Source organism: Kitasatospora sp. A2-31 (assembly GCF_022288725.1).
In the GTDB taxonomy this organism is placed as follows: Bacteria; Actinomycetota; Actinomycetes; order Streptomycetales; family Streptomycetaceae; genus Kitasatospora.
In genome coordinates this window covers 1,029,523-1,052,242 of the sequence record NZ_JAKNTA010000001.1, presented here as the reverse complement: position 1 = coordinate 1,052,242, position 22,720 = coordinate 1,029,523, and the positions used below count along the sequence as shown (strand labels likewise).

The window sequence follows — 22,720 nt, the reverse complement described above, 5'->3', positions numbered from 1 at the left end:
GACTCATAGACAGGAGTGAAGTGGCTAAGGTCCGGGTTTACGAACTCGCCAAGGAGCTTGGCTTGGAGAGCAAGGCCGTCATGGCCAAGCTCACCGAGCTCGGTGAGTTCGTCCGTTCGGCGTCCTCGACGATCGAGGCGCCGGTCGTGCGCAAGTTGACTGACGCTCTGGGAGTCGCCCCCACCGGTGGCGCTGCCAAGCCTGGCCCGCGGAAGCCCGCGGCGCCCCAGCCCGCCGGCGGTTCCGCCGGTGCGGCCGCACCCAAGCCGGGTGCCCCGACCCCGGGTCCGCGCCCCAGCGCGACCCCCGGTCCCCGTCCCACGCCGGCCGCGGCCCCCGCCGCGTCGGCCCCCGCCGCTCCCGCGGCGCCCGCCGCCCCGCGTCCGGGCGCGCCGACTCCGGGCCCGCGCCCGGCGACCCGCCCCGCCGCCCCGGCGGCTCCGGCCGCTCCCGCGGCCGAGTTCTCCTCGCCGGCCCCGGCCGGTGAGAACCAGGCCTCGCGTCCGGCCGCCCCGCGTCCGGCCGCCGCCGGCCCCGCCGCCGGTGGTGCCCGTCCGGGCCCGCGTCCGGCCGGTCCGCGTCCGGGCAACAACCCGTTCACCTCGGGCAGCGCCACCGGCATGGCCCGCCCCGGCGACCGCCGTCCGGCCGCGCCCGGTGCGCGTCCGGCCGCTGCGGGCGGCCAGGGTGCGGGTGCCCCCCGTCCGGGTGGCGACCGTCCCCGTCCGGGTGCCGGTGCGCCCGGTGCCGGTGCCCCCCGTCCGGGTGGCGACCGTCCCCGTCCGGGTGCCGGTGCGCCCGGTGCCGGTGCCCCGCGCCCCGGCGGCGACCGTCCGCGTCCGGGTGCGCCCGGCGCCCCGGGTGCCGGTGCCCCCCGTCCGGGTGGTGCCCCGCGTCCCGACGGCATGCCGCGTCCGGCCGGTCCGCGTCCCGGCGGCCCGACCCCGTCCGGCATGCCGCGTCCGAACCCCGGCATGATGCCGCAGCGTCCGGCTCCGGGCCCGCGTCCGGGCCCCGGCGGCCGTGGCCCGGGTGGCCCCGGCGGCCGTCCCGGTGCTCCGGGCGGCGCGCGTCCCGGCTTCCAGGGCCGTCCGGCCGGTCCGGGCTCGCGCCCGGCGGGCGGCGGCTTCGGCGGCCCGCGTCCGGGTGGCGGCGCCCCCGGTGGCGGCGGCGGCTTCGGTCCGCGTCCCGGTGGCTTCGGCGGCCGTCCCGGCGGCCCGGCCGGCCGTGGTGGCACGCAGGGCGCCTTCGGCCGTGGCCCCGGTGGCCGTCCGGCCCGTGGTCGCAAGTCGAAGCGGGCGAAGCGCCAGGAGTACGAGGCCATGCAGGCCCCGTCCGTCGGCGGTGTGATGCTGCCCCGCGGCAACGGCCAGACGGTCCGCCTGTCGCGTGGTGCTTCCCTGACGGACTTCGCCGAGAAGATCAATGCCAACCCGGCGGCGCTCGTCTCGGTCATGTTCAACCTCGGTGAGATGGTCACCGCGACCCAGTCGGTCTCCGACGCGACCCTCGAGCTGCTGGCCGGCGAGATGGGCTTCGTCCTGGAGATCGTCAGCCGGGACGACGAGGACCGCGAGCTGCTGGAGTCGTTCGACATCGACTTCGGTGCCGACGAGGGCGACGAGGACCAGCTGGCCCCGCGCCCGCCGGTCGTCACCGTCATGGGTCACGTCGACCACGGTAAGACCCGCCTGCTGGACGCGATCCGCAAGTCCAACGTGGTGGCCGGCGAGGCCGGTGGCATCACCCAGCACATCGGTGCCTACCAGGTCGTCACCGAGGTGAACGGCGAGCCGCGTCCGATCACCTTCCTCGACACCCCGGGTCACGAGGCGTTCTCCGCCATGCGTGCCCGTGGTGCCAAGTCCACCGACATCGCGATCCTGGTGGTCGCGGCCAACGACGGTGTCATGCCGCAGACGGTCGAGGCGCTGAACCACGCCAAGGCCGCGGGTGTGCCGATCGTGGTCGCCGTCAACAAGATCGACGTCGAGGGCGCCGACCCGACCAAGGTCCGCGGTCAGCTGACCGAGTTCGGTCTGGTGGCCGAGGAGTACGGCGGCGACACCATGTTCGTCGACATCTCCGCGCGCCAGGGTCTGCACATCGACCAGCTGCTGGAGGCCGTGGTCCTCACCGCGGACGCCTCGCTCGACCTGCGGGCCAACCCCGACCAGGACGCGCAGGGCATCGCCATCGAGGCCCACCTCGACAAGGGCCGCGGCGCCATGGCGACCGTGCTCGTGCAGCGCGGTACCCTCCGCGTCGGCGACTCGATCGTGGTCGGCGACGCCTACGGCCGCGTCCGCGCGATGCTGGACGAGAACGGCAACAGCCTCACCGAGGCCGGCCCGTCCCGCCCGGTGCTGCTGCTCGGTCTGACCTCGGTGCCCCGCGCCGGCGACAGCTTCATCGTCGTCGACGAGGACCGCACCGCCCGCCAGATCGCCGAGAAGCGCTCGGCCCGCGACCGCAACGCCGCCTTCGCGCAGCGTCGGGTCCGGGTGTCCCTGGAGGACCTGGACAAGGCCATCGCCGCCGGCTCCATCGAGCAGCTCAACCTCATCATCAAGGGTGACGTCTCCGGTTCGGTCGAGGCCCTCGAGGACGCCCTCGTCAAGCTGGACGTGGGCGAGGAGGTCGAGCTCCGGGTCCTGCACCGCGGTGTGGGTGCCATCACCGAGTCCGACGTGGACCTGGCGATGGGCTCGGACGCCATCATCATCGGCTTCAACGTGCGCGCGGAGGGTCGTGCGCGCGCCGCGGCCGAGAAGGAAGGCGTGGACGTCCGGTACTACTCGGTCATCTACCAGGCGATCGAGGAGATCGAGAACGCCCTCAAGGGCATGCTCAAGCCGGAGTACGAGGAGGTGCGCCTCGGCGCCGCGGAGATCCGCGAGGTCTTCCGCTCCTCCAAGTTCGGCAACATCGCCGGTGTCCTGGTCCGCGACGGCGTCATCCGCCGCAACGCCAAGGCCCGCCTGCTGCGCGACGGCAAGGTCGTGGCGGAGAACCTCTCGATCGAGGGGCTGCGCCGCTTCAAGGACGACGCGACCGAGGTCCGCGAGGGCTTCGAGGCCGGTGTGACCCTGGGGTCGTTCAACGACATCAAGGTCGACGACGTCATCGAGACCTACGAGATGCGCGAGAAGCCGCGCGCGTAAGCGGGTGGTGTCCGGGGCCGGTCGGCGGGTGGAATTCCCGTCGACCGGCCCCGGTCTCGCTGTGTAGGGTCCTCGGGTAGCCGGATGACGCGGCACCAGCCCGGTTCCGGGCTGTCCCCGAGGCCTCCAGGTCGGCGAGACCTGTCATACATGTTCGTGGGAACACTCACCTTCGACCTGCTGCTGGGCGACGTCCACTCGCTCAAGGAGAAGCGTTCGATCGTGCGGCCCATCGTGGCCGAACTGCAGCGCAAGTACAGCGTGTGCGCTGCCGAGACCGGGAACCAGGATCTGCACCGCCGGGCCGAGATCGGCCTCGCGGTGGTGTCCGGCGAGGCCGGGTACGTGACCGAGGTCCTGGACAGCTGTGAGCGGTTGGTCGCCGGCCGCCCTGAGGTGCAGCTGCTCTCCACCAGGAGGCGCTACCACAACGACGACGATGAATGAGGTCTGGGGGACGGACCGGCGCAAGTCGCCGTTCTCACACAGATCAGGACCGAGAGCGCCCGCAAGGCCGGGCGCGGGCCGGTACTTTGGGGCGTGGGCCCCGACGGGCAGGCAGCACGCCCGGGTTACCGGCCCACTGCACGAGGAGGCAACGTGACCGACACCGCAAGGGCGCGCAAGCTCGCCGACCGCATCCAGGTGGTCGTCGCCCAGACCCTGGAACGGCGGATCAAGGACCCCCGGCTGGGGTTCGTGACCATCACCGACACCCGGGTGACCGGCGACCTTCGCGAGGCCACCGTCTTCTACACCGTCTTCGGTGACGAGACCGAGCGCGAGGCCACGGCCGCCGCACTGGAGAGCGCCAAGGGCGTGCTCCGCTCCGAGGTCGGCAAGCAGACCGGGGTGCGCTTCACCCCGTCGCTGACCTTCGTCGCGGACGCCCTGCCGGAGAACGCCCGGAACATCGACGACCTGCTCGACCGGGCCCGGGCGATCGACGCGGCCGTGCGCACCACGGCCGCGGGCGCGACCTACGCAGGCGACGCCGACCCGTACAAGGTCCCGGCGTCCGAGCGTGACGACGAGGACGAGTAGTCATGGCGGGTGAGCCGGCGCCGGCCGGTTCGACGGCCGGAGCAACCACGGGGGCGTCCTCCACCACCACGGTGGAGGGTGCCCTCGCGGTGCTTCCGGGGCCGCGCGCCGAGGAGAGCGGCTTCGAGCTGGTCTGGCAGCAGGTGGTCGCGGAGATCGGGCGGGCCCGTTCGATCGACCTGATCTGCCACATCTGCCCGGACGGCGACGCGCTCGGCTCGGCCCTGGCGGCCGGGCTGGCGCTGCGCGGGCTCGGGTACGAGGTCCGGGTCTCCTTCGGCGACGACCCGCAGATCGTCCCCGAGTCGCTGTCCTTCCTGCCCGGCCAGGAGCTGATCGTGCCGGCCTCCGAGGTGCCCGACACCCCGGAGCTGGTGCTCTGCTTCGACGTCGCCGCGGAGAGCCGGCTCGGGCTGCTGCACGACAAGGCCTTCGCCGCGCCCGTGCTGGCGGTCTTCGACCACCACGCCTCCAACCCCGGCTTCGGCACCCACCAGCTGATTGACCCGAGCGCGCCGGCCACCGCCGTCCTGGTGGACGAGCTGCTGCGCCGGCTCGGCGTCGAGCTGGACCAGGAGCTGGCCACCTGCCTCTACACCGGGGTCGCCACCGACACCGGCTCCTTCAAGTACCGGGCCACCACGCCCGAGACCCACGAACTCGCCGGGCGGCTGCTGGCCACCGGCATCCGGCACGACCTGATCTCCCGGCAGCTGTGGGACACCTCGTCCTTCGGCTACCTCAAGGTGCTCGCGGCCGCGCTCGACCGGGCCGTCTACGAGCCGGACGCGGCCGACGGCCTGGGCCTGGTGTGGACCTGGGTGCCCTACCAGGACCTGGCGCTGTTCAGCGTCACCGTCGAGGAGATCGAGGGCCTGATCGACATCGTCCGCCGCCCGGCCGAGGCGGAGGTCGCGCTGGTGCTCAAGCAGGACCCGGACGGCACGCTGCGCGGCTCCTCGCGCTCCAAGGGCGCGGTCGACGTCGCGGCCGCCTGCGCGGAGCTCGGCGGCGGCGGGCACACCTACGCGGCGGGGTTCTCCGCCCGTGACGGCGTCGAGGCCGTGGTGGCACGGTTCCGGGCCGCGCTGCGGCCGACCGGTTGACCGGCCGGCCGTCGAACCCGGCCACCGGACCCGACCGTCGAACCAGCCGTCGAACCAGCCGTCGAACCCGGCCGGTCGACCCCAGAAGACCACTCCCACAGAAATGAACAGATGAAGCGCAAAGGAACCGGTCCGGACGGCCTGGTCATCGTGGACAAGCCGGAGGGCATCACCTCGCACGGGGTGGTGGCCAAGCTGCGCTGGCTGGCCGGGACGCGGAAGGTCGGCCACGCCGGCACGCTCGACCCGATGGCCACCGGCGTCCTGGTGATCGGCGTCGAGCGGGCCACCCGGCTGCTCGGCCACCTGATGCTCACCGCCAAGACGTACGAGGCGACCGTCCGGCTGGGCCAGACCACCGTCACCGACGACCGGGAGGGCGAGGTCACCTCCTCGACGGCGGCGGACGGCGTCACCCGGGAGGCCGTCGAGGCCGGGATCGCCCTGCTCACCGGCGAGATCATGCAGGTGCCGTCCAAGGTCAGCGCGATCAAGATCGACGGCAAGCGCTCCTACGCGCGGGTCCGCGAGGGGGAGGACTTCGAGCTCGCGGCGCGGCCGACCACCGTGCACTCCTTCACCGTGCACGAGTACCGCACCGCCGTCGCCGAGGACGGCACCCCGGTGCTCGACCTCGACGTGACGGTGGAGTGCTCCTCCGGCACCTACATCCGGGCGCTCGCCCGCGACCTCGGCGCCGGCCTCGGCGTCGGCGGCCACCTGACCGCGCTGCGGCGCACCCGGGTCGGCCCGTACGGCGTGGAGTCGGCGCGGACGCTGGAGCAGCTGGAGGAGTCGGTGCACGGCGAGGCCGCGACCGGCCTGGACGTGCTGCCGATCGGCGCGGCCGCGGCGGCGGCCTTCCCCCGCTGGGACCTCGACGCCGAGCAGGCCAAGCTGCTCTCGCACGGGGCCCGGCTGAAGGCGCCGGGGCTGGGCGTGGACGGGCCGATCGCGGTGTTCGGGCCGGACGACCGGTTCCTCGCACTGGTGGAGGAGAAGGGCGGCCAGGCGAAGCCGGTCGCGGTGTTCGTCGGCTGACCGGGCGCTCGGCGGCCGCACCGGACGGCTGCCCGGTGCGGCCCCGGCGGCGGCCCGGCGACCCCTCGGAGGGCTGATGCCCCCGTGGGGGTGATGCCCCCGTACGGATGAGGCGCGGGGCCGTCCCGGAGCCCGCGGCGGACCGGTGGTCCGGGAACGGACGAGCCCCTGCGGCCCGGTGGGCGGCAGGGGCTCCGTGCTGCCGCGTACTGCCGACCGCTGCCCGGTGCGGCCTCGGCGGCGGCCCGGCGACCCCTCGGAAGGCTGATGCCCCCGTGGGGGTGATGCCCCCGTACGGATGAGGCGCGGGGCCGTCCCGGAGCCCGCGGCGGACCGGTGGTCCGGGAACGGACGAGCCCCTGCGGCCCGGTGGGCGGCAGGGGCTCCGTGCTGCCCGCGTGCGCCGGCCGCTGCCCGGGGGGCCCGTTCGATGGCCGGCCTTCACCCGCGCGGGGGAGCGCGCGAGGTGAACGCCGGTGGTGAGCGGCGCGGGCGCGGTCGGGTCCGGCCGGCCGCGGGCAGGCTCCCGGTCGGCGAGCAGGTCGCCGCGACGAGTCCGCTCCCGGGCCGGCCGGCCCTGCGGGGAGGGCTGCGCGAATGCCGGGATTCCTGGACGGCGACGAGGTGGCGGGCGATCCGGGGCGCTACCTGCTGCGGATCCGCGCCCTGGACGGACGGCTGCGCGGGCTGGGGTTCGTCGCCGACCCGCAGGGCACCGTCCTGACCGCGCACGAGTGCGTGGCGGGGCTCGATCGGATCGTCCTGCACACCCCCGGCGGGCAGACCCGCGTCCTGGGCCCGGACAGCGTGCTGCCGCTGCCCGCTCACGGGCTCGCCCTCCTGCGCACCGACGCCGTCGGCGGGCTGCCCGTGCCGCCGCTGCCGATCGCGCCCGAGGGGGTGACGGGCCCGGGCCGGGAGGTCGTGCTGCCGGTGCCGGCCGGGGAGGACGGGCGGCTGGTCGCGGTGCGCTGCGGCGTCCTGGGCGCCACCGGTGCGGTCTACACGGCCGGACCGCCGGCCGCCGACGGGTGCCCGGGGCCGGGGCCGTTCCACCTGCTGGGCGGTGTGCTGCTGCTCGGCGTCCCGGGCGGCGCGGGCGGCGCGGCCGCGGTGCCGGCCGGGGCCCCGGTGCTGGACGCGCGCGGCGGCGCGGTGGTCGGGGTCGCCGCGCCGGCGCTGCGGGCCCCGGAGCAGGCGGGCACGCTGACCGTCGCGCCGGCGACCGGCGGCGGACCGGCGCAGGACGGTCCGGAACTGGCGGCGGCGCTGGCCCGCAACGCGGCCGGCGTGCCCGCGTACGGTCCGGCGCTCAACCTGGCGGGCGTGCTCCGGCTGGCGGCCGCCCGCTCGGCCGCGGCGAGCGCGGGACCGGGGCGGGTGGCAGCGCTGGCCGCGGACCGGATCGACCGCCCCGACGGGCTGGTCGGCGACGAGCCGTCGGCGGTGGTCACCGTGCTGGTCGGCGCGCCGGGCTCGGGCCGGAGCACCGAACTGGCCGCCCTGGCCGCCCGCCGGGCCGGCGGCGACCGTCCGCTGCCCACGCTCTGGCTGCGCGGCGCGGACCTGGACGCCGGGGACGTCTCGCTCGCCGGCGCGGTGCGGCGCGCGCTGGAGTCGGCCGCAGCGGACCTGGCCACCCAGCCGCCGCCCGGGCCGGAGGCGGTGGCCGCCCTCTGCGCGGCGGCGGGGCGGCCGCTGCTGGTCCTGCTCGACGGGCCCGAGGAGGCGCCTGTTCCGCTGGACGCGGCCTGGCTGCGGGCCGCGGGGGAGTGGCTGGCGGCCGCCGGCGGGAGGTTGGTCACGGCCTGCGGGGAGGAGGCCTGGGCGGCCCTGGCGCCGGACGGGGACGACGCGGCCCCGCAGTCCGCCGTCCACCTCGCTGCCCGGACCGCTGCCGTCGACCTCGCTGCGCCGACCGCCGCCGGCGCGGCCGCAGCCGCGCGCCGTCCGGCGCTCGCCGTGCACCGCCTCGGTCCGCTGCCGGCCGATGCGGCGGACCGGGTCCGCCGCCGGTACGGGCTGCCGCCCGGGTGGCCGGCGGCGCCGGACGCCCGGCACCCGCTGGCCGTCCGGCTGGCCGGGGAGCTGTGGGCGGAGGGGCTGCACGGCGAGCCGCCGTCCCGGAGCGAGCTGTTCGCCGCCCACCTGGACCTGCGCTGCCTGCGGGTGGCGCAGCGCCTCGCCGCCGACGGCCGGCCCCGGCGGGGCGCCCACCGGCGGGGCGTGGGCCGCCCCGCCGGGCCCACCCACGGTCGGGTGCGGCGGCTGGCCGCGGCCGTGGCCGGCCGGGTGCACGAGGCGGCCAGGCGGATGCTCGGTGCGGAGGAGGGCGGGCTGAGCCGGGCGGCCTTCGAGGAGTTGTTCCCGGTGGCCGGGGGCTGGGCGGCCGCCGTGCTGGCGGAGGGTCTGTTCACCCCGGCCGGGCCCGGCTACCGGCTGGCGCACGGAGAGTTCGCGGACTGGCTGCAGGGCCTCCACCTGGACCTCGACGGCGCACTGCGGCTGCTGCTCGGCGAGGCCGAGGACACCCGCCCGGCCGGGGCGGACCGCGCGGGGGAGGACGGTCCGGGCGGGGGCCGGGGGCGGCGGGCCCGGGCCGTCCCGCGGTACCGGGTCGGCCCGGTGGCCGCCGCCCTGGGGCAGCTGGCCGGGGCCTGGGGCGCCGCCGCGCTGGATCCGTGGCTGCACCGGCTCTGGCGCGCCCTGGACCTGCGCCCGCCCGGCAGCGAACCCGCCTGGTGGGCGGGCCGGTTGCTGGCCGCCGGGCTGAAAGTCACCCCGGACCTCACCGAACACCGCGCGCTGCTGGACCAGTTGGCCGCCCGTATCGCCGAAGTCGCCCCGGCCGCGGGCGGGTTCGAGCGACTCCCGGCGGACGGCCTCGGCCGGTTCGACGCCGCCTTCTGGACCGGCCTCGGGCTGCCCGCCGCGCGCGAACTGGAGCTGCTGCGCCGCCTGGTGACCGCCGACGGGCCGGGGCGGCCCTTCCTCGCCGCCGTCGCCGCGCGGCTGCGGGCCGATCCGGCCGGCGCCGTCCCGCTGCTCTGCGGCTGGTTCGAGGACCCGCGCGGTCTGCCCGGCCGCCCCGGCACCACCGTCGCCGACCTCGCCCACGACCTGCTCTACGCCCACCGGGCCCTGGCCCTGGACGAGTTGACCGAGGCGCTGGCCGACGCGGCGCACCCCCGGGCGGACGCCCTGCTCACCGTCCTCGCCGCCGCGGAGCCGTCCGCGCTCTGCCGGGCCGTCGACCGCTGGAGCCACGACCGGCGCCCCGAGCGCCACGTCGCCGCCGCCGTCCACGCGCTGCGCGCCGCCCCCTACGCCCGCGGCGCGGCTGCGGAGCTGCTGCGCCACACCGCGCGCACCCTGCTCGCCCGGGACGAGGAGCCGGGCCTGCACGGAGCCGCGCTGGCGCTGCTGGTCGCCGACCGGGAGACCAGGGCGGCCCACCTGCCCGCGGCGCTGGCCGCGTACCGGCGGGGCGCGGACGCCTTCCTCACCGCGCGGACGCTGGCCCCGGCGCTGGAGACCGACCCGGAGCCGGTGCTGGCAGCCCTCGCGGACCGGCTGGGGCGGCCGGGGGCGCCGGTCGCCGAGACCCTGCGGGTGCTGGCCGACGTCCGCTCGCCGCTGGGCGGCCGGTGCGGTGCGGAGCTGGCGGCCCGGCTGCTGCGGGTACGGCCGGCCGCGGCCGGCTCGGTCGCCGTCGACTACCTGGGCCGCCGTCTGGCCGGCGGGGCCGCGCTGGGGCCGGCGGCCCGGCTCGAGCTGCGACTGCTGCTCGGCAGCGCCCTGGCGGCCCGCGCGGCGGCCGTCCGCCGGACGTTCGCCGAGGTGTTGGCGGTGCCGGTGGCCGACGCCCACGGCAACGCCCTGCGTGCCGAGCTGCTGGACACCGTGCTCGCCACCGAGGGCGACCCGGAGGTGCTGGCCGCCCTGGTGGAGCGCTCGGCCGAGCACTGCGCCGCCGAGCGGCCGGCCCGGGCCCGGACGGTGCTGGCCCGGGCGGCGGCCGGGCTGCCGGACGCGGACCGGTTGCTGGTGCGCTGCGCGGGCCGCTCGGCGGCGTTCGCCCTGCTACTGGCCGACTGGCCGGACGGCTGGCCGGTCCGCCCCGACGGACCGCGGCTGGAGCGGATGCGGGAGCTGGTCGCGGCCGGCTGGGATCCCCGGGACGCGGCCGCGCAGGCCGGTCGCGCGGGCGGGGCGGAGCGGGGCGCCGAGGCTGCGGAGCGGGGCGCCGGGGCCGGGCGCGAGGACGCCGTGGAGGCCCTCGGCCCGCTCGCGTCCGGGGCCCGGCACCCGGCGGTGCGCGCAACCCGCCTTCCGGTGCCGAACCAGGGGCAGGCGCATGGCACGCTATAGGGGTTCGGGTTTTGAGCGTTTGAGCGTACAGAAGGTACGCGCCGTACGGAACAAGGAGCGGTCAGGGTGCAGCGCTGGCGTGGCCTGGAGGAGATCCCCGGTGACTGGGGACGCAGCGTCGTCACCATCGGCTCGTTCGACGGTGTGCACCGCGGACACCAGCTGATCATCAACCGGGTGGTCGAGCGCGCCCGGGAACTCGGTGTCCGCTCGGTCGTCGTGACCTTCGACCCGCACCCGAGCGAGGTCGTCCGCCCGGGCAGCCACCCGCCGCTGCTCGCCCCGCAGCCGCGCCGCGCCGAGCTGATCGCGGCGCTCGGGGTGGACGCCGTGCTGGTGCTGCCGTTCACCGCGGAGTTCTCGCAGGAGTCCCCGGAGACCTTCTTCCGGCAGGTCCTGGTGGACGCGCTGCACGCTTGCCTGGTCATCGAGGGCCCGAACTTCCGCTTCGGGCACCGGGCCGCCGGCGACGTCGCGCTGCTCACCGAGCTGGGCCGGGCCGCCGACTGCGGCGTCGAGGTGGTCGACCTGCAGGTCCGCGGGGCGGCCGGCGACGGCGAGCCGTTCTCCTCCACCCTGACCCGTCGGCTGGTCGCGGCCGGCGACGTGGCCGGGGCCGGCGAGGTGCTCGGCCGCCCGCACCGGGTGGAGGGCATCGTGGTGCGCGGGGCGCAGCGCGGCCGCGAACTCGGCTACCCGACCGCCAACGTGGAGACCGTGCCGCACAGCGCGATCCCGGCCGACGGCGTCTACGCGGGCTGGCTCACCGCGAACGGCGAGCGCATGCCGGCGGCGATCTCGGTCGGCACCAACCCGACCTTCGACGGCACCGCCCGGACCGTCGAGGCCTACGCCATCGACCGGGTCGGCCTGGACCTCTACGGGCTGCACGTCGCCGTCGACTTCCTGGCCTACCTGCGCGGGATGGAGAAGTTCGACTCCGTCGAGGCGCTGCTGGACCGGATGGCCGACGACGTCAAGCAGGCCCGTGAGCTGACCGACGCCGCCTGACGCGCGCACCACGAGGGCCCGCCGGCCGTTCTCGGAACCGAGACGGCCGGCGGGCCCCCGTGCGTGCCGGGCCCGGTGTCCGGGCCCGCCGCCGCTCCTACTGCTGGGGCTGCTGCGGCTGCTGGGGCGGGTGCGGGTACCCGTACCCCGCGGGCGGCTGCGCGCCGGGCTGCGGCTGACCCGGCTGCGGGTAGCCGTACCCCGCCGGGGCCGGGGGCTGCTGCCAGTCCGGCTGTCCGGGCTGGGCGCCGGGCTGCGGATAGCCGTACCCGGGCGGGGGCGGCGGCGTCTGCCCCGGCTGCGGGGCCCACGGCGCGCCGGGCGCGGGCTGGCCGGCCGGGTAGCCGCCCTGGCCGGGCTGCGGGTAGGGCTGCGGCTGCCCCGGCTGCTGGGGGTGGCCCGGCTGCTGCGGGTCGGCGTAGGGCTGCGGCTGGCCCGGGACGGCCTGCTGCTGCTCGGCGTACGGGTACGGCGCGGCCGCCTGCGGCGGCTGCTGCGCCTGCTGCTGCCAGCCGGTCTGCTGGGCCGCCTGCTGGGCGCGGACGATGTCCTCGCCGACCAGGGTGGCGAGGTCGAAGTACGCCTCGCGGACCTTGGGCCGCATCATGTCGAGGTTGACCTCGGCGCCGGCCGCCAGGGACTCGTCGAACGGCACCACGACGACGCCGCGGCAGCGGGTCTGGAAGTGCGCGACGATGTCCTCGACCTTGATCATCTTGCTGGTCTCGCGGACCCCCGAGACCACCGTGATGCTGCGCTGCACCAGGTCCGCGTAGCCGTGCGCGGAGAGCCAGTCCAGCGTGGTGGAGGCGGAGGAGGCGCCGTCCACGCTCGGCGTGGAGACGATGATCAGCTGGTCGGCGAGGTCGAGCACCCCGCGCATCGCGCTGTACAGCAGGCCGGTGCCGGAGTCGGTCAGGATGATCGGATACTGGCGGCCCAGCACGTCGATGACCTGGCGGTAGTCCGAGTCGTTGAAGGTGGTCGAGACGGCCGGGTCGACGTCGTTGGCCAGGATCTCCAGGCCGGAGTGCAGGTCCTGCGAGGTGAACTGACGGATGTCCATGTAGCTGCGCAGGTGCGGGATGGCCGTCACCAGGTCGCGGATGGTCGCGCCGGTCTGGCGCTTGACCCGGCGGCCCAGGGTGCCTGCGTCCGGGTTGGCGTCGATCGCGATCACCTTGTCCTGGCGCTCGCTGGCCAGGGTCGCGCCGAGCGCGGTGGTGGTCGTGGTCTTGCCGACGCCGCCCTTGAGGCTGATCACCGCGATCCGGTAGCAGCTCAGCACCGGGGTGCGGATGATCTCCAGCTTGCGGGACTTCTCGGCCGCCGCGGCCTTGCCGCCGAACTGGAACCGGGGCTGCTGGCGCTGCTGCTTCGGCTGGCTGCGCAGCAGGCGGTCCGAGGACAGCTCGACGGCCGCCGTGTAGCCGAGCGGTGCGCCGTGCGCGGTCGGCTGCGGGGAGGCGGCCTGCTGGAAGGCCGCGGGGGCCTGCGGCGCGCCGGTCTGCTGCGGCCACGCCTGCGGAGCCTGCTGGGCGGGCTGCTGCTGGTGGGCGGCGGGCTGCGGCCAGCCGGCCTGGCGCGGGTCGACCGGTGCGGCCGGCTGGGGCACCGGCTGCGGGGCGGGGACCGGCTGGCCCGGCGCCGGCTGGGCGACGGGCCAGCCGGCGGCCGCCTGCGGGTCCTGCGGCTGCACCGGCTGCCCGGGCGGGACCGGCTGGGCGTACGGGTGGGGCTCGGCGTACGGCTGCGGCTGGGCCGGGACGACCTGCTGCGGGTCCGCGTACGGGTGCGGCTGTGCCGCCTGCGGGACGGGCTGCTGCTGCGCCGGGTCGGTCGCCGGCCAGGGCTGGGCGACGGCGGCGGGCTGCTGCTCCACCACGGGCACCGGGGCGGGGGCGACCGCCTCGGCGGGCGCGGTGTACGCGCCGGCCTGCGGCTCGACGGGGGCGGCCGGGACGGGGACGGCTCCCGCGGGCACGCCGGTCGCCGCCGGCTCGGGCGCTGCCGGGGCGGTTGCGGCGGCGGCCTGATCGGGCGTCGGTACGGGCGGCTGGGCCGGCCCGCCGGCAGGCGCCGGCGCCGGAGCCGGAGCCGGGACCGGCTGGGCGACCGGCGGCCCGCCCACGACGGTCGGCGCGGGCGCGGGCGCGGGCGCAGGTGCAGGTACGGATGCGGCCCCGGCCGCCTGGGCCGCCTGAGCCGCCTGAACGGGCGCGGGCGCAGGCGTCGGCACCGGCGCGGGCGCCGGAACGGCCGCAGGCGCCCCCGCGCCCGGAACCCCCGGCACACCCGCACCCGGAACACCGGGAGCACCCGGCGCCCCCGCGCCCGGAGCCGCTGTCGGCGCCGCCGGCCCCTGCCCCGGCCCGGGGGCCGCGGGCGCAGCCGCCGGCCCGCCCGCGGGCTCCGACTGCACGTACCAGGACGGGGGAGTGTAGTCGGGCGCGTCGGACCAGTCGTCGTCGTCCTCCGCCGCGTTGTCGCCGACGTAGACGCCGTCCCGATCGCTGCTCACCTAGGGCTCCCTCGTGTTCGCCGCCGCTTGGTAGCGGTGCCGTTGCCGCATCAAAGACTAGGCCGTGCGCCACCCCTCGATGAAGGCGGAGTCGCATCTCACCCGCGGAACGGCCGGGAGGCGCCGGGGGCGCACGGGGTCAGTCCATCCGGCGCGGACCGCCCAGGACCTGCTGCTCGGCCTGTCCGGGAATGGTCCGCACGTACTGGCGGCGCATCCGGGTGGTCCACAGCGTCATGTCGTCGCCGAGGGTGGGCAGCGCGGCGACGTCCTGCGGGCCGAGCGAGAGCACCCGGCCGACCAGCTCGGCCTCCTGCGGAGAGATGCGCTGCAACCCGACCAGGTCGGCGGCGTTCAGCACCCGGGACGCGTTCGGACCCAGGTAGGGCAGCAGGGTCAGGGTGGTCTGCCAGGGCGCGGCCGAGAGCCGGCTGCGCGGCGGGCGCGCACCGAGGTCGCGGACCACCAGCACCGGCGAGTTCACCGAGGCGCCCTGCGGGCCGAGCCGGCCGACCTGGTGGACGGTCACGCACGGCTGCCCGCCGCCCGCCGCCTGCGCCATCGGGCCCCAGAGCTGGCCGCGGGCGGTCTCGACCGCGATCCGGGCTCCGGTGGCGGCCGCCCGCAGGGCGATCACCTGGGCCGTCCAGACCCCGCCAACCAGCACCAGGTCGTAGGCGCTGGGCCGGAACAGGCCGAGCACGGCCGGCTGCTGCTGCACGTCCTCGCCGATCAGCACCCCGTCGTCGCCGACCGGGAGGGCGAGCGCGCCGAGCTCCTCGACGGTCAGCACGTGCTTCTCCCGCCGGGGGCCGCGCAGCCCGAAACCGGGCAGGATGCGGGGCCGGACGCGGGACTGCTCGGCGGAGCCGGGCTGCGGACCGGGCGTGGGATAGGTCTGGTACGCCATCAGGAAGCACCTCCCAGGGGCAGGGTGGCGAGCACGCCGGGGGCCTGCTCCAGGTCGAGCCGGGCGAGGCCGATGCCGGCGCTCTGCGCCCGGGCCTCCACGAGCCGGCCGATCTGGACGACCTCGCTCTCGCTGCGCCCGGTCACCCGGACGTGGCCGCTGATCGCGACCGACCCGCCGGTGCCGTGACCGGCGGTCAGGCTGAAGGTGCTGGCGAGCGCGGGCGAGCCGGTGACCAGGTTGACCAGGTCGGGCGCGGAGATCCGGCCGGGGGAGCCGCCGGGGCGGCCGAGCTGCGGCCACCGGGAGACCCAGTAGGTGCTGTGCCAGCGGTCGTCGATCCGCCAGAAGCGGTTGCTCTCCTGGGTGCGCCGGCCGCTGCCGCCGCCGCTGCCGGTGCCCTGGCGGCCGGCCACGGCGAGCGGGTTGGCGCAGGTGGAGATGGCGAGCGTGGCGATCAGCTCGCGCTCGTCCAGCACGGTGGCGTTGAAGCCGGCGCTGTTGAGCCGCCCGGCGAGCTGGTCGGTGACCCGCTGCAGGGCCTTGCGGGCGCCCTCCTCGCCGCCGCCGCGGGCGCGGACGGCGGTGGCGGCCCGCTCCGGGTCGAGCTTGAGCGCCACCCAGGTCAGCCGCAGTCCGGGCGTCGCGGTGCCGTCCGGCAGCTCCCGGTAGGCGCGGGAGGCCAGCGACTGCTCGGGCAGGTGCGGGGCCGGGGCCGGCTGGGTGTGCTGGACCACCTGGACCGACTCCAGGGTGATGTCGTCCACCCGCAGCGCCGAGCAGACCAGGTCCATCGGCAGCGGCAGCGCGGTGCGCACCGGGCGCAGCGGCTGGTCCTTGGCCTGGACGAGCAGCACCGAGGTGAGGAAGGTGCCGTCGCCGACCATGCCGGTCTCGCGGCGGATCGGGCGGCCGCCGAAGTCGGTCTCGGTGGCGTGGGTGCAGGTGCGCAGGGCCGGCTCCAGCTCCAGCGCGGGGGCGATCGCCGGGTCGGTGCCGACCGGCGGGACGTTGGTCCGGGCCTGCTTCCGACGGGCCTTCAGGGCGCCGCGCACCCGCAGCAGCTCCGGGATGGTGCGGCCGCGCACCGGGATCGCCGCGAGGACGACCAGGGCCAGCCCGACCGCACCGAAGGCGCCGGCCACCGGCTTGCTGATGGTCCAGCCGACGGCCACGAGCGCCACCGCGACCTCGACCAGCACGAGTTGCTGGAGCCTCAGCCGCCCGCCGAGCAGCCCCGGGCGGGGGTGGACGCGGACCTGCACGGGGGCCCCGGGCCCGCCGGAGGGTGCCGGCCGGGTCGCGGCGGCGGCCGGGTCGGGCTGCGCCCCTCGGCCGGAGCGGCGCGATCCCCTGCCCTGTGCCGTGCTGCGGCGCCCTGGAGCGGTCTGGCTTGGCATCCCCCGAGTGGCCCTTCCTGATCAGTTGTCGCGGCCCGGTTGGCCGGTCCGCGAACCGTACCCGTACCGTACTCACCGTCTGCTGCCGCATCGTAGAGGGTTCGAGCTCACGCTCGCCGGGCGGGTGCGGACCACGGGGAGTGTCGGTCAGACAGGGGAGACGACAAGCATGGCATCGCGCCGCGACGAGCTGAACGCCTACACCTTCGCCCGCAAGCGCACGGTCGGGGCCTTCCTGCTGCCCGGTGGCGGGGGGAGCGACGAGGACGCGCCGCGGCCGCTCAAGGCGGTCCTGCCGAGTGTCGTCGCGGGGGCGCTGGTGGTCGGCGGGTTCGGGGTCTGGGGGGTGTTCAAGCCGAGCGCCCCGGTGGGCTGGGACAACGGCAAGAACATCATCCAGGGCAAGCAGAGCACCACCCGGTACGTGGTGCTGCCGGATCCGGACGGCAAGACCAAGCGGCTGCACCAGGTGCTCAACATGGCCTCGGCGCGGCTGGTGCTGCCGGCGGACGCCAAGGTGGTGGTGGTCGCGGACGACGTGCTCGACCGCTACCCCAACCACGGTCCGACGATCGGCATCCCGTACGCGCCGGACAAGCTGCCGACCAAGGAGAACGTCAGCAAGCCGATGAAGTGGTCGGTCTGCGACCGCCCGGGCTCGGACGACCGCCAGGAGACCGTCAACCAGGCCGTGTTCGTGGCCGGAGGCGCCGACGCCAAGGCGCTGGAGGCCAAGGACCGGGTGCTCGACGTCGACCAGGCGCTGCTGGTGCAGCAGGTGGACGAGCAGCAGGTGTCCGTCCAGCCGGGCGCGGGCCAGGCGCCGGCCCCCCAGGCCAAGTTGAAGCTCTTCCTGGTCGACGCCAAGGGCCGCAAGCACGCCATCGGTGCCGAGAACGACCCGGACAGCACCCGGACGCAGCTGATGGGCGCGATCTTCGGGTCGATGGCCGCCCCGCAGCGGGTGAAGAAGGACTGGCTGGACACCCTGGTGCCCGGCAGCGACATCGTCTTCCCGAAGATCGACGGGCTGGGCGCCAACTCGTCGGTGACGCTGCAGAAGCCGGAGGACCGCAAGGTCGGCCGACTGGTGAAGTTCGGCGAGCGCTACTACGTGGTGGGCAAGGACAGGCTGCTCCAGATCACCCCCTTCCAGGCCGAACTGATCCGGCAGAACCCGCTGTTGCAGCCGCTCTACAACCAGGACGCGGACAAGACCCCGCGGGTCACCGAGATGACGCCGGCCGACCACGCCGCCTTCAAGAGCGACGCCCTGCTGATGGGCGAGGGCGCCGGGGACTGGCCGACCAGGCCCGGCGCGCCGGCCAACAACTGGCAGGCCCCGAAGGACGCCAGGACGGTGGTCTGCAGCACCTTCGACGGGGTGGCGGAGGACGGCCGGACGCCGCGCCGCAGCGTCTGGGCCGGACCGGACTACCCGGTGAAGTACAGCAGCGGCGCCGTCTCCGCACATGTGACGCCGGGTCACGGGCTCTACTACCGCGCGCTGGACAACGGCGCGGACGGCTCCGGCAGTGACTACCTGATCACCGAGACTGGCCTGCGCTACGCCGTCCCGGCCAACAGCACCGGCGGCAAGGGCGGCGCCCCGACCGCCGCCCCGGGCCGGCCGAGCCCGAGCGCGGTGGCGAAGACCCCGTCGGCCCAGCCCACCGATCCGGCCGCGCCGCAGCAGCCGGAGGAGGTCGGCGGCAACCAGGCCAGGCTCGGCTACCAGGGTCTGCAGCCGGCGCCGGTGCCGGTGCAGTGGTCGAACCTCGTCCCGGCCGGTCCGGCGCTGAACTCGAAGAGCGCGACGCAGCAGCAGAACGCCTGACGGGCGGGCCTCGTAAAGGAATTGGCCGCTGTGTCATGGTCTGGTAACTAGCCGTCTCCCGGTGTTGGGCGAGCTGCGTGTGCCGACTACAGTGCTGCAGGACATCACGCCGTGATGCGACGGGGTGGCCGGAAACGGCCCTCCGGACACAATGTCTGTCTCATGGGGGACGGTAGAGCATGGGTCAGTTCAAGACGACCGCTCAGGAAATGATGGCCTTCGCCAAGCACATGGACGAGGTCATCAACACGATCGACGGTGAGATCAAGGGCCTCAACACCCTGGTCGACTCGGTCAAGGGCGGCTGGCAGGGTCAGGCTGCCCAGGCCTACACCAACCTGCAGCGCGAGTTCAACGAGGACGCGGTCAAGCTGAACCAGTCGCTGAAGGCGATCAAGGACGCGATCGAGATCACGACCAAGCAGTACTCGGCCACCGACGCGGACCAGCAGGCCGCGTTCAAGGCCTGATCCGCCTCTGCCAGGTAGTCATCGACGCCCGCCGTCGAGGGCGGCGTCGCCATCCAGACCAGGAGACAGACATCGTGTCCGAGGGCAACATCCTCGTCAATTTCGAGCACGTCCGTAGCGCCGGTACCCAGGTCCGCAACACCGCGAACCAGATCAAGCAGCAGCTCGAGGAGCTGAAGTCGGGCGTCACCAAGATCGCCCTGAGCTGGGAGGGTGTCGCGCAGGAGGGCTACCGTGCCCACCAGGCGCAGTGGGACCAGCGCGCCGCCCACCTCCAGGAGACCCTGGCGAAGATCGCCACCGCCCTGGACAACGCGGCCGACAGCTACAACAACACCGAGAACAACAACAAGAACCTCTGGACCTGACGGAGCCGCCGCCCCGTCAGGGGCGCGTAGGACTCCGCTGAGGGGCGGGTGCCCGGACCCCGGGCACCCGCCCCTGGCGTGCAACACGGCTGGACGACATGAGGGGTGGCAGGGTGTCCGTGGTCAGGTACCGGAAGACGGCCGCGGCGGTGGCCGCGCTCGCGGTGCTCGGCGGTCCGCTGGCCGCCCCGGCGTACGCGGACGGGCCCGGCATCGCCGCGGCCGGCGACTGCTCCAAGAGCGCCCAGAACGTGCAGGCCGTGCCGTGGTCGCTGCAGCGCATGGTGCTCGACGAGCTCTGGCAGGGCGGCCGGACCACCGGCGCCGGCGTCATGGTCGCGGTCATCGACACCGGCGTGGACGACCAGAACCCGCAGCTGGCCAAGAAGGTCACCGACGGCGGCTCGCTGCTCAAGGAGAAGGACGGGCGCAAGCCCGAGGGCGGTGGCACGGTCGACCCGGTCGGCCACGGCACCAAGGTGGCCGGCATCGTCGCCGCCGCGCGCAACGACCAGACCGGGTTCGTCGGACTCGCCCCGGACGCCACCATCCTGTCGCTGCGCCAGAACGACGCGGAGGGCAGCGGCGACGTCCACACCCTGGTGGACGCGATCAACCAGGCGGTCCAGAAGGGCGCCAAGGTCATCAACATCTCCCAGGACGTGCGCGGCGCGGGCGACACCAAGTTCGCCGGCTACGCCGAGCTGAAGGCCGCCGTCGAGGCCGCCGAGGCCAGCAACGTCGTGGTGGTCGCCTCCACCGGCAACGACGGGAAGAAGGGCGACACCTACCCCGCGGCCTTCCCCACCGTGCTCGCCGTCGGCGCCTCGGACCGCAACAACGAGCGCGCCCCGTTCTCCCAGTACGGCGACTTCGTGGACGTCGCCGCCCCCGGCGTCGACATGCTCTCCACCGTCCCGCACGGCGGCCAGTGCGTGGACAACGGCACCAGCTTCGCCGCACCCTACGTCGCGGGCCTGGCCGCGCTGCTGGTCGGCGCGCACCCCAACTGGAAGCCGAGGCAGGTCCGGGCCTGGATCGAGCAGACCGCGCAGCGCACCGACCACAAGGCCAACGAGTACGTCGGCTGGGGCGTGGTCGACCCGGTGAAGGCCGTCACCAAGGCGCCCGACGTGGCCCCGGAGACCGCCACCGAGGACAAGCCGGTCGAGCTGGCCGCCGCCCCGATCGTGCCGCAGCCGGTCGGCCTCGGTGAGACCCAGGCCGACCGCGACCGCCGCACCGCGACGTACGTGCTGGGCATCGGCGCCCTGCTCGTCGCCCTGCTCATCGGCGGCGGCGTCGTGCTGCGCGACCGCCGCCGCGCGACCCTCGCGGACTGACCCGCAGGGTCCTGCCTCCCCGGCTGTCCCCTCCCGCCGCGCCCGCCGCATCCCACCGGTGTGACGACGCCGGGCAGGGGACGCAGTGGGACGGGGGCGGGCGGATCGGTGCCACGCGCGAGACCGGGGACGCGCAGTTCGTGGAACTCGTGGCGAGCCGCACCGGCCCACAACCGGCCCGTCGTGGCGCGCACGGACGACGGAAGTGCCCCGGGCGAGGGGGAGCCCGGGGCACTTCCGTGTGGGGGTGGGGTGGTGGTCGACGGGCCTCAGGCCTGCTGCTGGTCCTCGGGGAGGGTGATCACCCAGTGGGTGGCCTGGCGGGGACGCAGGTAGAAGAGCCAGTAGAGGGTGGCGGCGGCGGTGATGCCGCCGGTCCACAGCAGCGGCACGGTGTCCAGCTGGGTGATGATGTAGACGAGCACCACGATCAGCAGCACCGGGACGGCCGGCCACAGCGGCATCCGCCAGGCGGCGGCGTGCTTGTGGTGGTTGCGGCGCGACAGCAGCGCGGCGACGGCGACCAGCAGGTACATCCCGGTCACGGCGACGCCGGTGATCTCGCTGAGCAGGTCGCCCTCGACGAAGCAGAGCGCGGCGCCCGGCAGGCCGACGGCCAGGGTGGCGACCCACGGGGAGCCGAACCGGCCGAGGGTGGAGAAGGCCTTGTTGACCGGCTCGGGCCAGGCCTTGTCGCGGGCCGACGCGAACAGCACCCGGGAGTTCTGGATGACCATGACGATGCCGGCGTTGATGATGGCCAGCGCCACGCAGAGGCTGATGAAGGTGCCGACGGCGGAGTTGCTCCAGGCGGTGACCAGGCCGGAGATGTCGCCGGAGCTCAGGGTCGCCAGGTCGGGGGCGCCCATGGTGATGGCGGCGACCGGGACGAGGATGACGGCGGCGGAGATGGCCAGCGTCCAGAGCACGGTGCGCGAGACGTTGCGGCGGGGGTTCTCCAGTTCCTCGGAGAGGTAGACCGCGGTGGAGAAGCCCTGGGTGATGAAGAGGGCGATGCCGAGCGCGCCGACGATGGCGCCGATGCTCACCGTGGTGGCGGCGCCGTCCTCACCGGCGACCACGCCGTGCAGCATGCTCGGGGCGCCGCTGTTGGCGTGGGCGAAGCCGAGCACCGAGACGACGCCGGCCGCGACGACCTCCAGGACCAGGAAGATGCCGGTGATCCAGGCGTTGGCGCGCAGGTCCAGCAGGCCGGCCAGGGTGGCGGCGAGCATCACCGCGGCGCCGGCGATCGCCTTGTCGACGTGCAGCACCGGGGCGAGGTAGTCGGCGGTGCCGAGGGCGATCACCGAGGGGACGATCAGCACCACGATCAGCGAGAGCACGAACACCAGCCAGCCGGCCAGCCGGCCGGCCAGCGTGCCGACCATCGCGTACTCGCCGCCGGCGCTGGGGATGAGGGTGCCGAGCTCCGAGTAACAGAAGGCGACCGCGATGCAGAGCACCGAGCCGATCGCGATGGCCAGCGCGGTGGCGCTGCCGATGCTGGAGAACAGCTCCGGGACGATCACGAAGAGCGTGGACGCCGGGGTCACGCAGGAGAGCGTCAGGAGGGTGCCGCCGACGACGCCGATCGAGCGCTTGAGCGTCTGGGGGGAGGCGTTCGCGCCCTCGGCGGCCGTGGCGGGGGCTACGGCGCGTGGCGGGCGAAGCGTGTCGGTCATCTGGCATCCGATCGGCTCTGGGCGGGTCCTGGAGAGGGAGCGGTATCGCCTCCGCTGGCTGGTGCTGTCGGTCTCGGTCCTGTCGCTCCCGGGTCGCCATGGAACCTTGGCCGTAAAGAGTGCGTCAATGGCGGAAATGCTTCGGAATCCGTTGCGGACAAGGGCATAAACATGCGAATCGGTGATCACCCACGGTCATTGCGATGTATGTCCGACTTGTTACCTCCCTTGTCTGACGCTTGAATCCAAGGTGAACATGGGATTGCGGCCCGTGTTTCGAAGGTGGTGCCCCGGCGAGGGGCCAGCACGCCCAGGCACCGTTTAGCGGCCCGGAAGCCGCCGGGCCGGGTACGGGAACCGCAGCCCCGGGCCCGAAAGATCTAGATAACGTTTCGGCACGTGGGACGCCGAAGGGCCGGGCTCCCGAGGAGCCCGGCCCTTCGATCACC

15 protein-coding genes are annotated in these 22,720 nt (G+C 75.2%); 11 read left to right on the top strand and 4 right to left on the bottom strand.

Going from position 1 to position 22,720, the window contains the following annotated elements:
• Nucleotides 1-20: 20 nt before the first annotated feature.
• From infB to MCM47_RS04790, 7 genes are all read left to right on the top strand, one after another.
• Nucleotides 21-3,164 carry a translation initiation factor IF-2 gene (gene infB, locus MCM47_RS04820; RefSeq protein ID WP_238741327.1) on the top strand — a complete coding sequence of 1,048 codons (3,144 nt, stop codon included), beginning with the start codon at nucleotides 21-23 and terminating at the stop codon, nucleotides 3,162-3,164.
• Nucleotides 3,165-3,314: 150 nt separating this feature from the next.
• The gene (locus MCM47_RS04815; protein WP_238741325.1) at nucleotides 3,315-3,611 is read left to right on the top strand and encodes a DUF503 domain-containing protein; all 297 of its coding nucleotides are present in this window, start codon (nucleotides 3,315-3,317) and stop codon (nucleotides 3,609-3,611) included.
• A 153-nt stretch (nucleotides 3,612-3,764) separates the two neighbouring features.
• Nucleotides 3,765-4,208 carry a 30S ribosome-binding factor RbfA gene (gene rbfA / locus MCM47_RS04810; protein ID WP_238741323.1) on the top strand — a complete coding sequence of 148 codons (444 nt, stop codon included), beginning with the start codon at nucleotides 3,765-3,767 and terminating at the stop codon, nucleotides 4,206-4,208.
• Nucleotides 4,209-4,210: 2 nt separating this feature from the next.
• Nucleotides 4,211-5,314 carry a bifunctional oligoribonuclease/PAP phosphatase NrnA gene (locus MCM47_RS04805; RefSeq protein WP_238741321.1) on the top strand — a complete coding sequence of 368 codons (1,104 nt, stop codon included), beginning with the start codon at nucleotides 4,211-4,213 and terminating at the stop codon, nucleotides 5,312-5,314.
• A 111-nt stretch (nucleotides 5,315-5,425) separates the two neighbouring features.
• Nucleotides 5,426-6,355, top strand: coding sequence for a tRNA pseudouridine(55) synthase TruB (gene truB / locus MCM47_RS04800; RefSeq protein ID WP_238741319.1), 930 nt, complete (start codon nucleotides 5,426-5,428; stop codon nucleotides 6,353-6,355).
• A gap of 597 nt (nucleotides 6,356-6,952) precedes the next feature.
• Nucleotides 6,953-10,726: a serine protease gene (locus MCM47_RS04795; protein WP_238741317.1), complete on the top strand. Its 3,774-nt coding sequence runs from the start codon at nucleotides 6,953-6,955 to the stop codon at nucleotides 10,724-10,726.
• 66 nt (nucleotides 10,727-10,792) lie between these two features.
• The gene (locus MCM47_RS04790; RefSeq protein ID WP_238741315.1) at nucleotides 10,793-11,737 is read left to right on the top strand and encodes a bifunctional riboflavin kinase/FAD synthetase; all 945 of its coding nucleotides are present in this window, start codon (nucleotides 10,793-10,795) and stop codon (nucleotides 11,735-11,737) included.
• Nucleotides 11,738-11,834: 97 nt separating this feature from the next.
• On the opposite strand, the gene MCM47_RS04785 is transcribed toward MCM47_RS04790, so the two are convergent.
• The 3 genes from MCM47_RS04785 to eccE form a co-directional block, all read right to left on the bottom strand.
• Nucleotides 11,835-14,258: a MinD/ParA family protein gene (locus MCM47_RS04785; protein WP_374209067.1), complete on the bottom strand. Its 2,424-nt coding sequence runs from the start codon at nucleotides 14,256-14,258 to the stop codon at nucleotides 11,835-11,837.
• A 139-nt stretch (nucleotides 14,259-14,397) separates the two neighbouring features.
• Entirely contained in the window at nucleotides 14,398-15,168 is a 771-nt protein-coding gene (locus MCM47_RS04780; protein ID WP_238741312.1) for a hypothetical protein, read from the bottom strand.
• Nucleotides 15,168-16,433 (bottom strand): type VII secretion protein EccE, encoded by a 1,266-nt coding sequence (gene eccE / locus MCM47_RS04775; RefSeq protein WP_238741310.1) that lies wholly within the window; start codon nucleotides 16,431-16,433, stop codon nucleotides 15,168-15,170. The genes MCM47_RS04780 and eccE overlap by 1 nt, the downstream gene beginning before the upstream one ends.
• A 304-nt stretch (nucleotides 16,434-16,737) precedes the next feature.
• On the opposite strand from eccE, the gene eccB reads away from it, so the two are divergent.
• From eccB to mycP, 4 genes are all read left to right on the top strand, one after another.
• Nucleotides 16,738-18,405 (top strand): type VII secretion protein EccB, encoded by a 1,668-nt coding sequence (eccB, locus tag MCM47_RS04770; protein WP_238741308.1) that lies wholly within the window; start codon nucleotides 16,738-16,740, stop codon nucleotides 18,403-18,405.
• A 179-nt stretch (nucleotides 18,406-18,584) separates the two neighbouring features.
• The gene (locus MCM47_RS04765) at nucleotides 18,585-18,875 is read left to right on the top strand and encodes a WXG100 family type VII secretion target (RefSeq protein ID WP_238741306.1); all 291 of its coding nucleotides are present in this window, start codon (nucleotides 18,585-18,587) and stop codon (nucleotides 18,873-18,875) included.
• Between the two features lie 74 nt (nucleotides 18,876-18,949).
• Entirely contained in the window at nucleotides 18,950-19,243 is a 294-nt protein-coding gene (locus tag MCM47_RS04760) for a WXG100 family type VII secretion target (protein WP_238741304.1), read from the top strand.
• Nucleotides 19,244-19,341: 98 nt separating this feature from the next.
• On the top strand, nucleotides 19,342-20,586 hold the full coding sequence (mycP, locus tag MCM47_RS04755; protein WP_374209066.1) for a type VII secretion-associated serine protease mycosin: 1,245 nt from the start codon (nucleotides 19,342-19,344) through the stop codon (nucleotides 20,584-20,586).
• A gap of 269 nt (nucleotides 20,587-20,855) precedes the next feature.
• Here the strand turns inward: mycP and MCM47_RS04750 are convergent, their stop codons facing one another.
• Nucleotides 20,856-22,271 (bottom strand): APC family permease, encoded by a 1,416-nt coding sequence (locus MCM47_RS04750; RefSeq protein ID WP_238741300.1) that lies wholly within the window; start codon nucleotides 22,269-22,271, stop codon nucleotides 20,856-20,858.
• Between the last annotated feature and the right edge of the window lie 449 nt (nucleotides 22,272-22,720).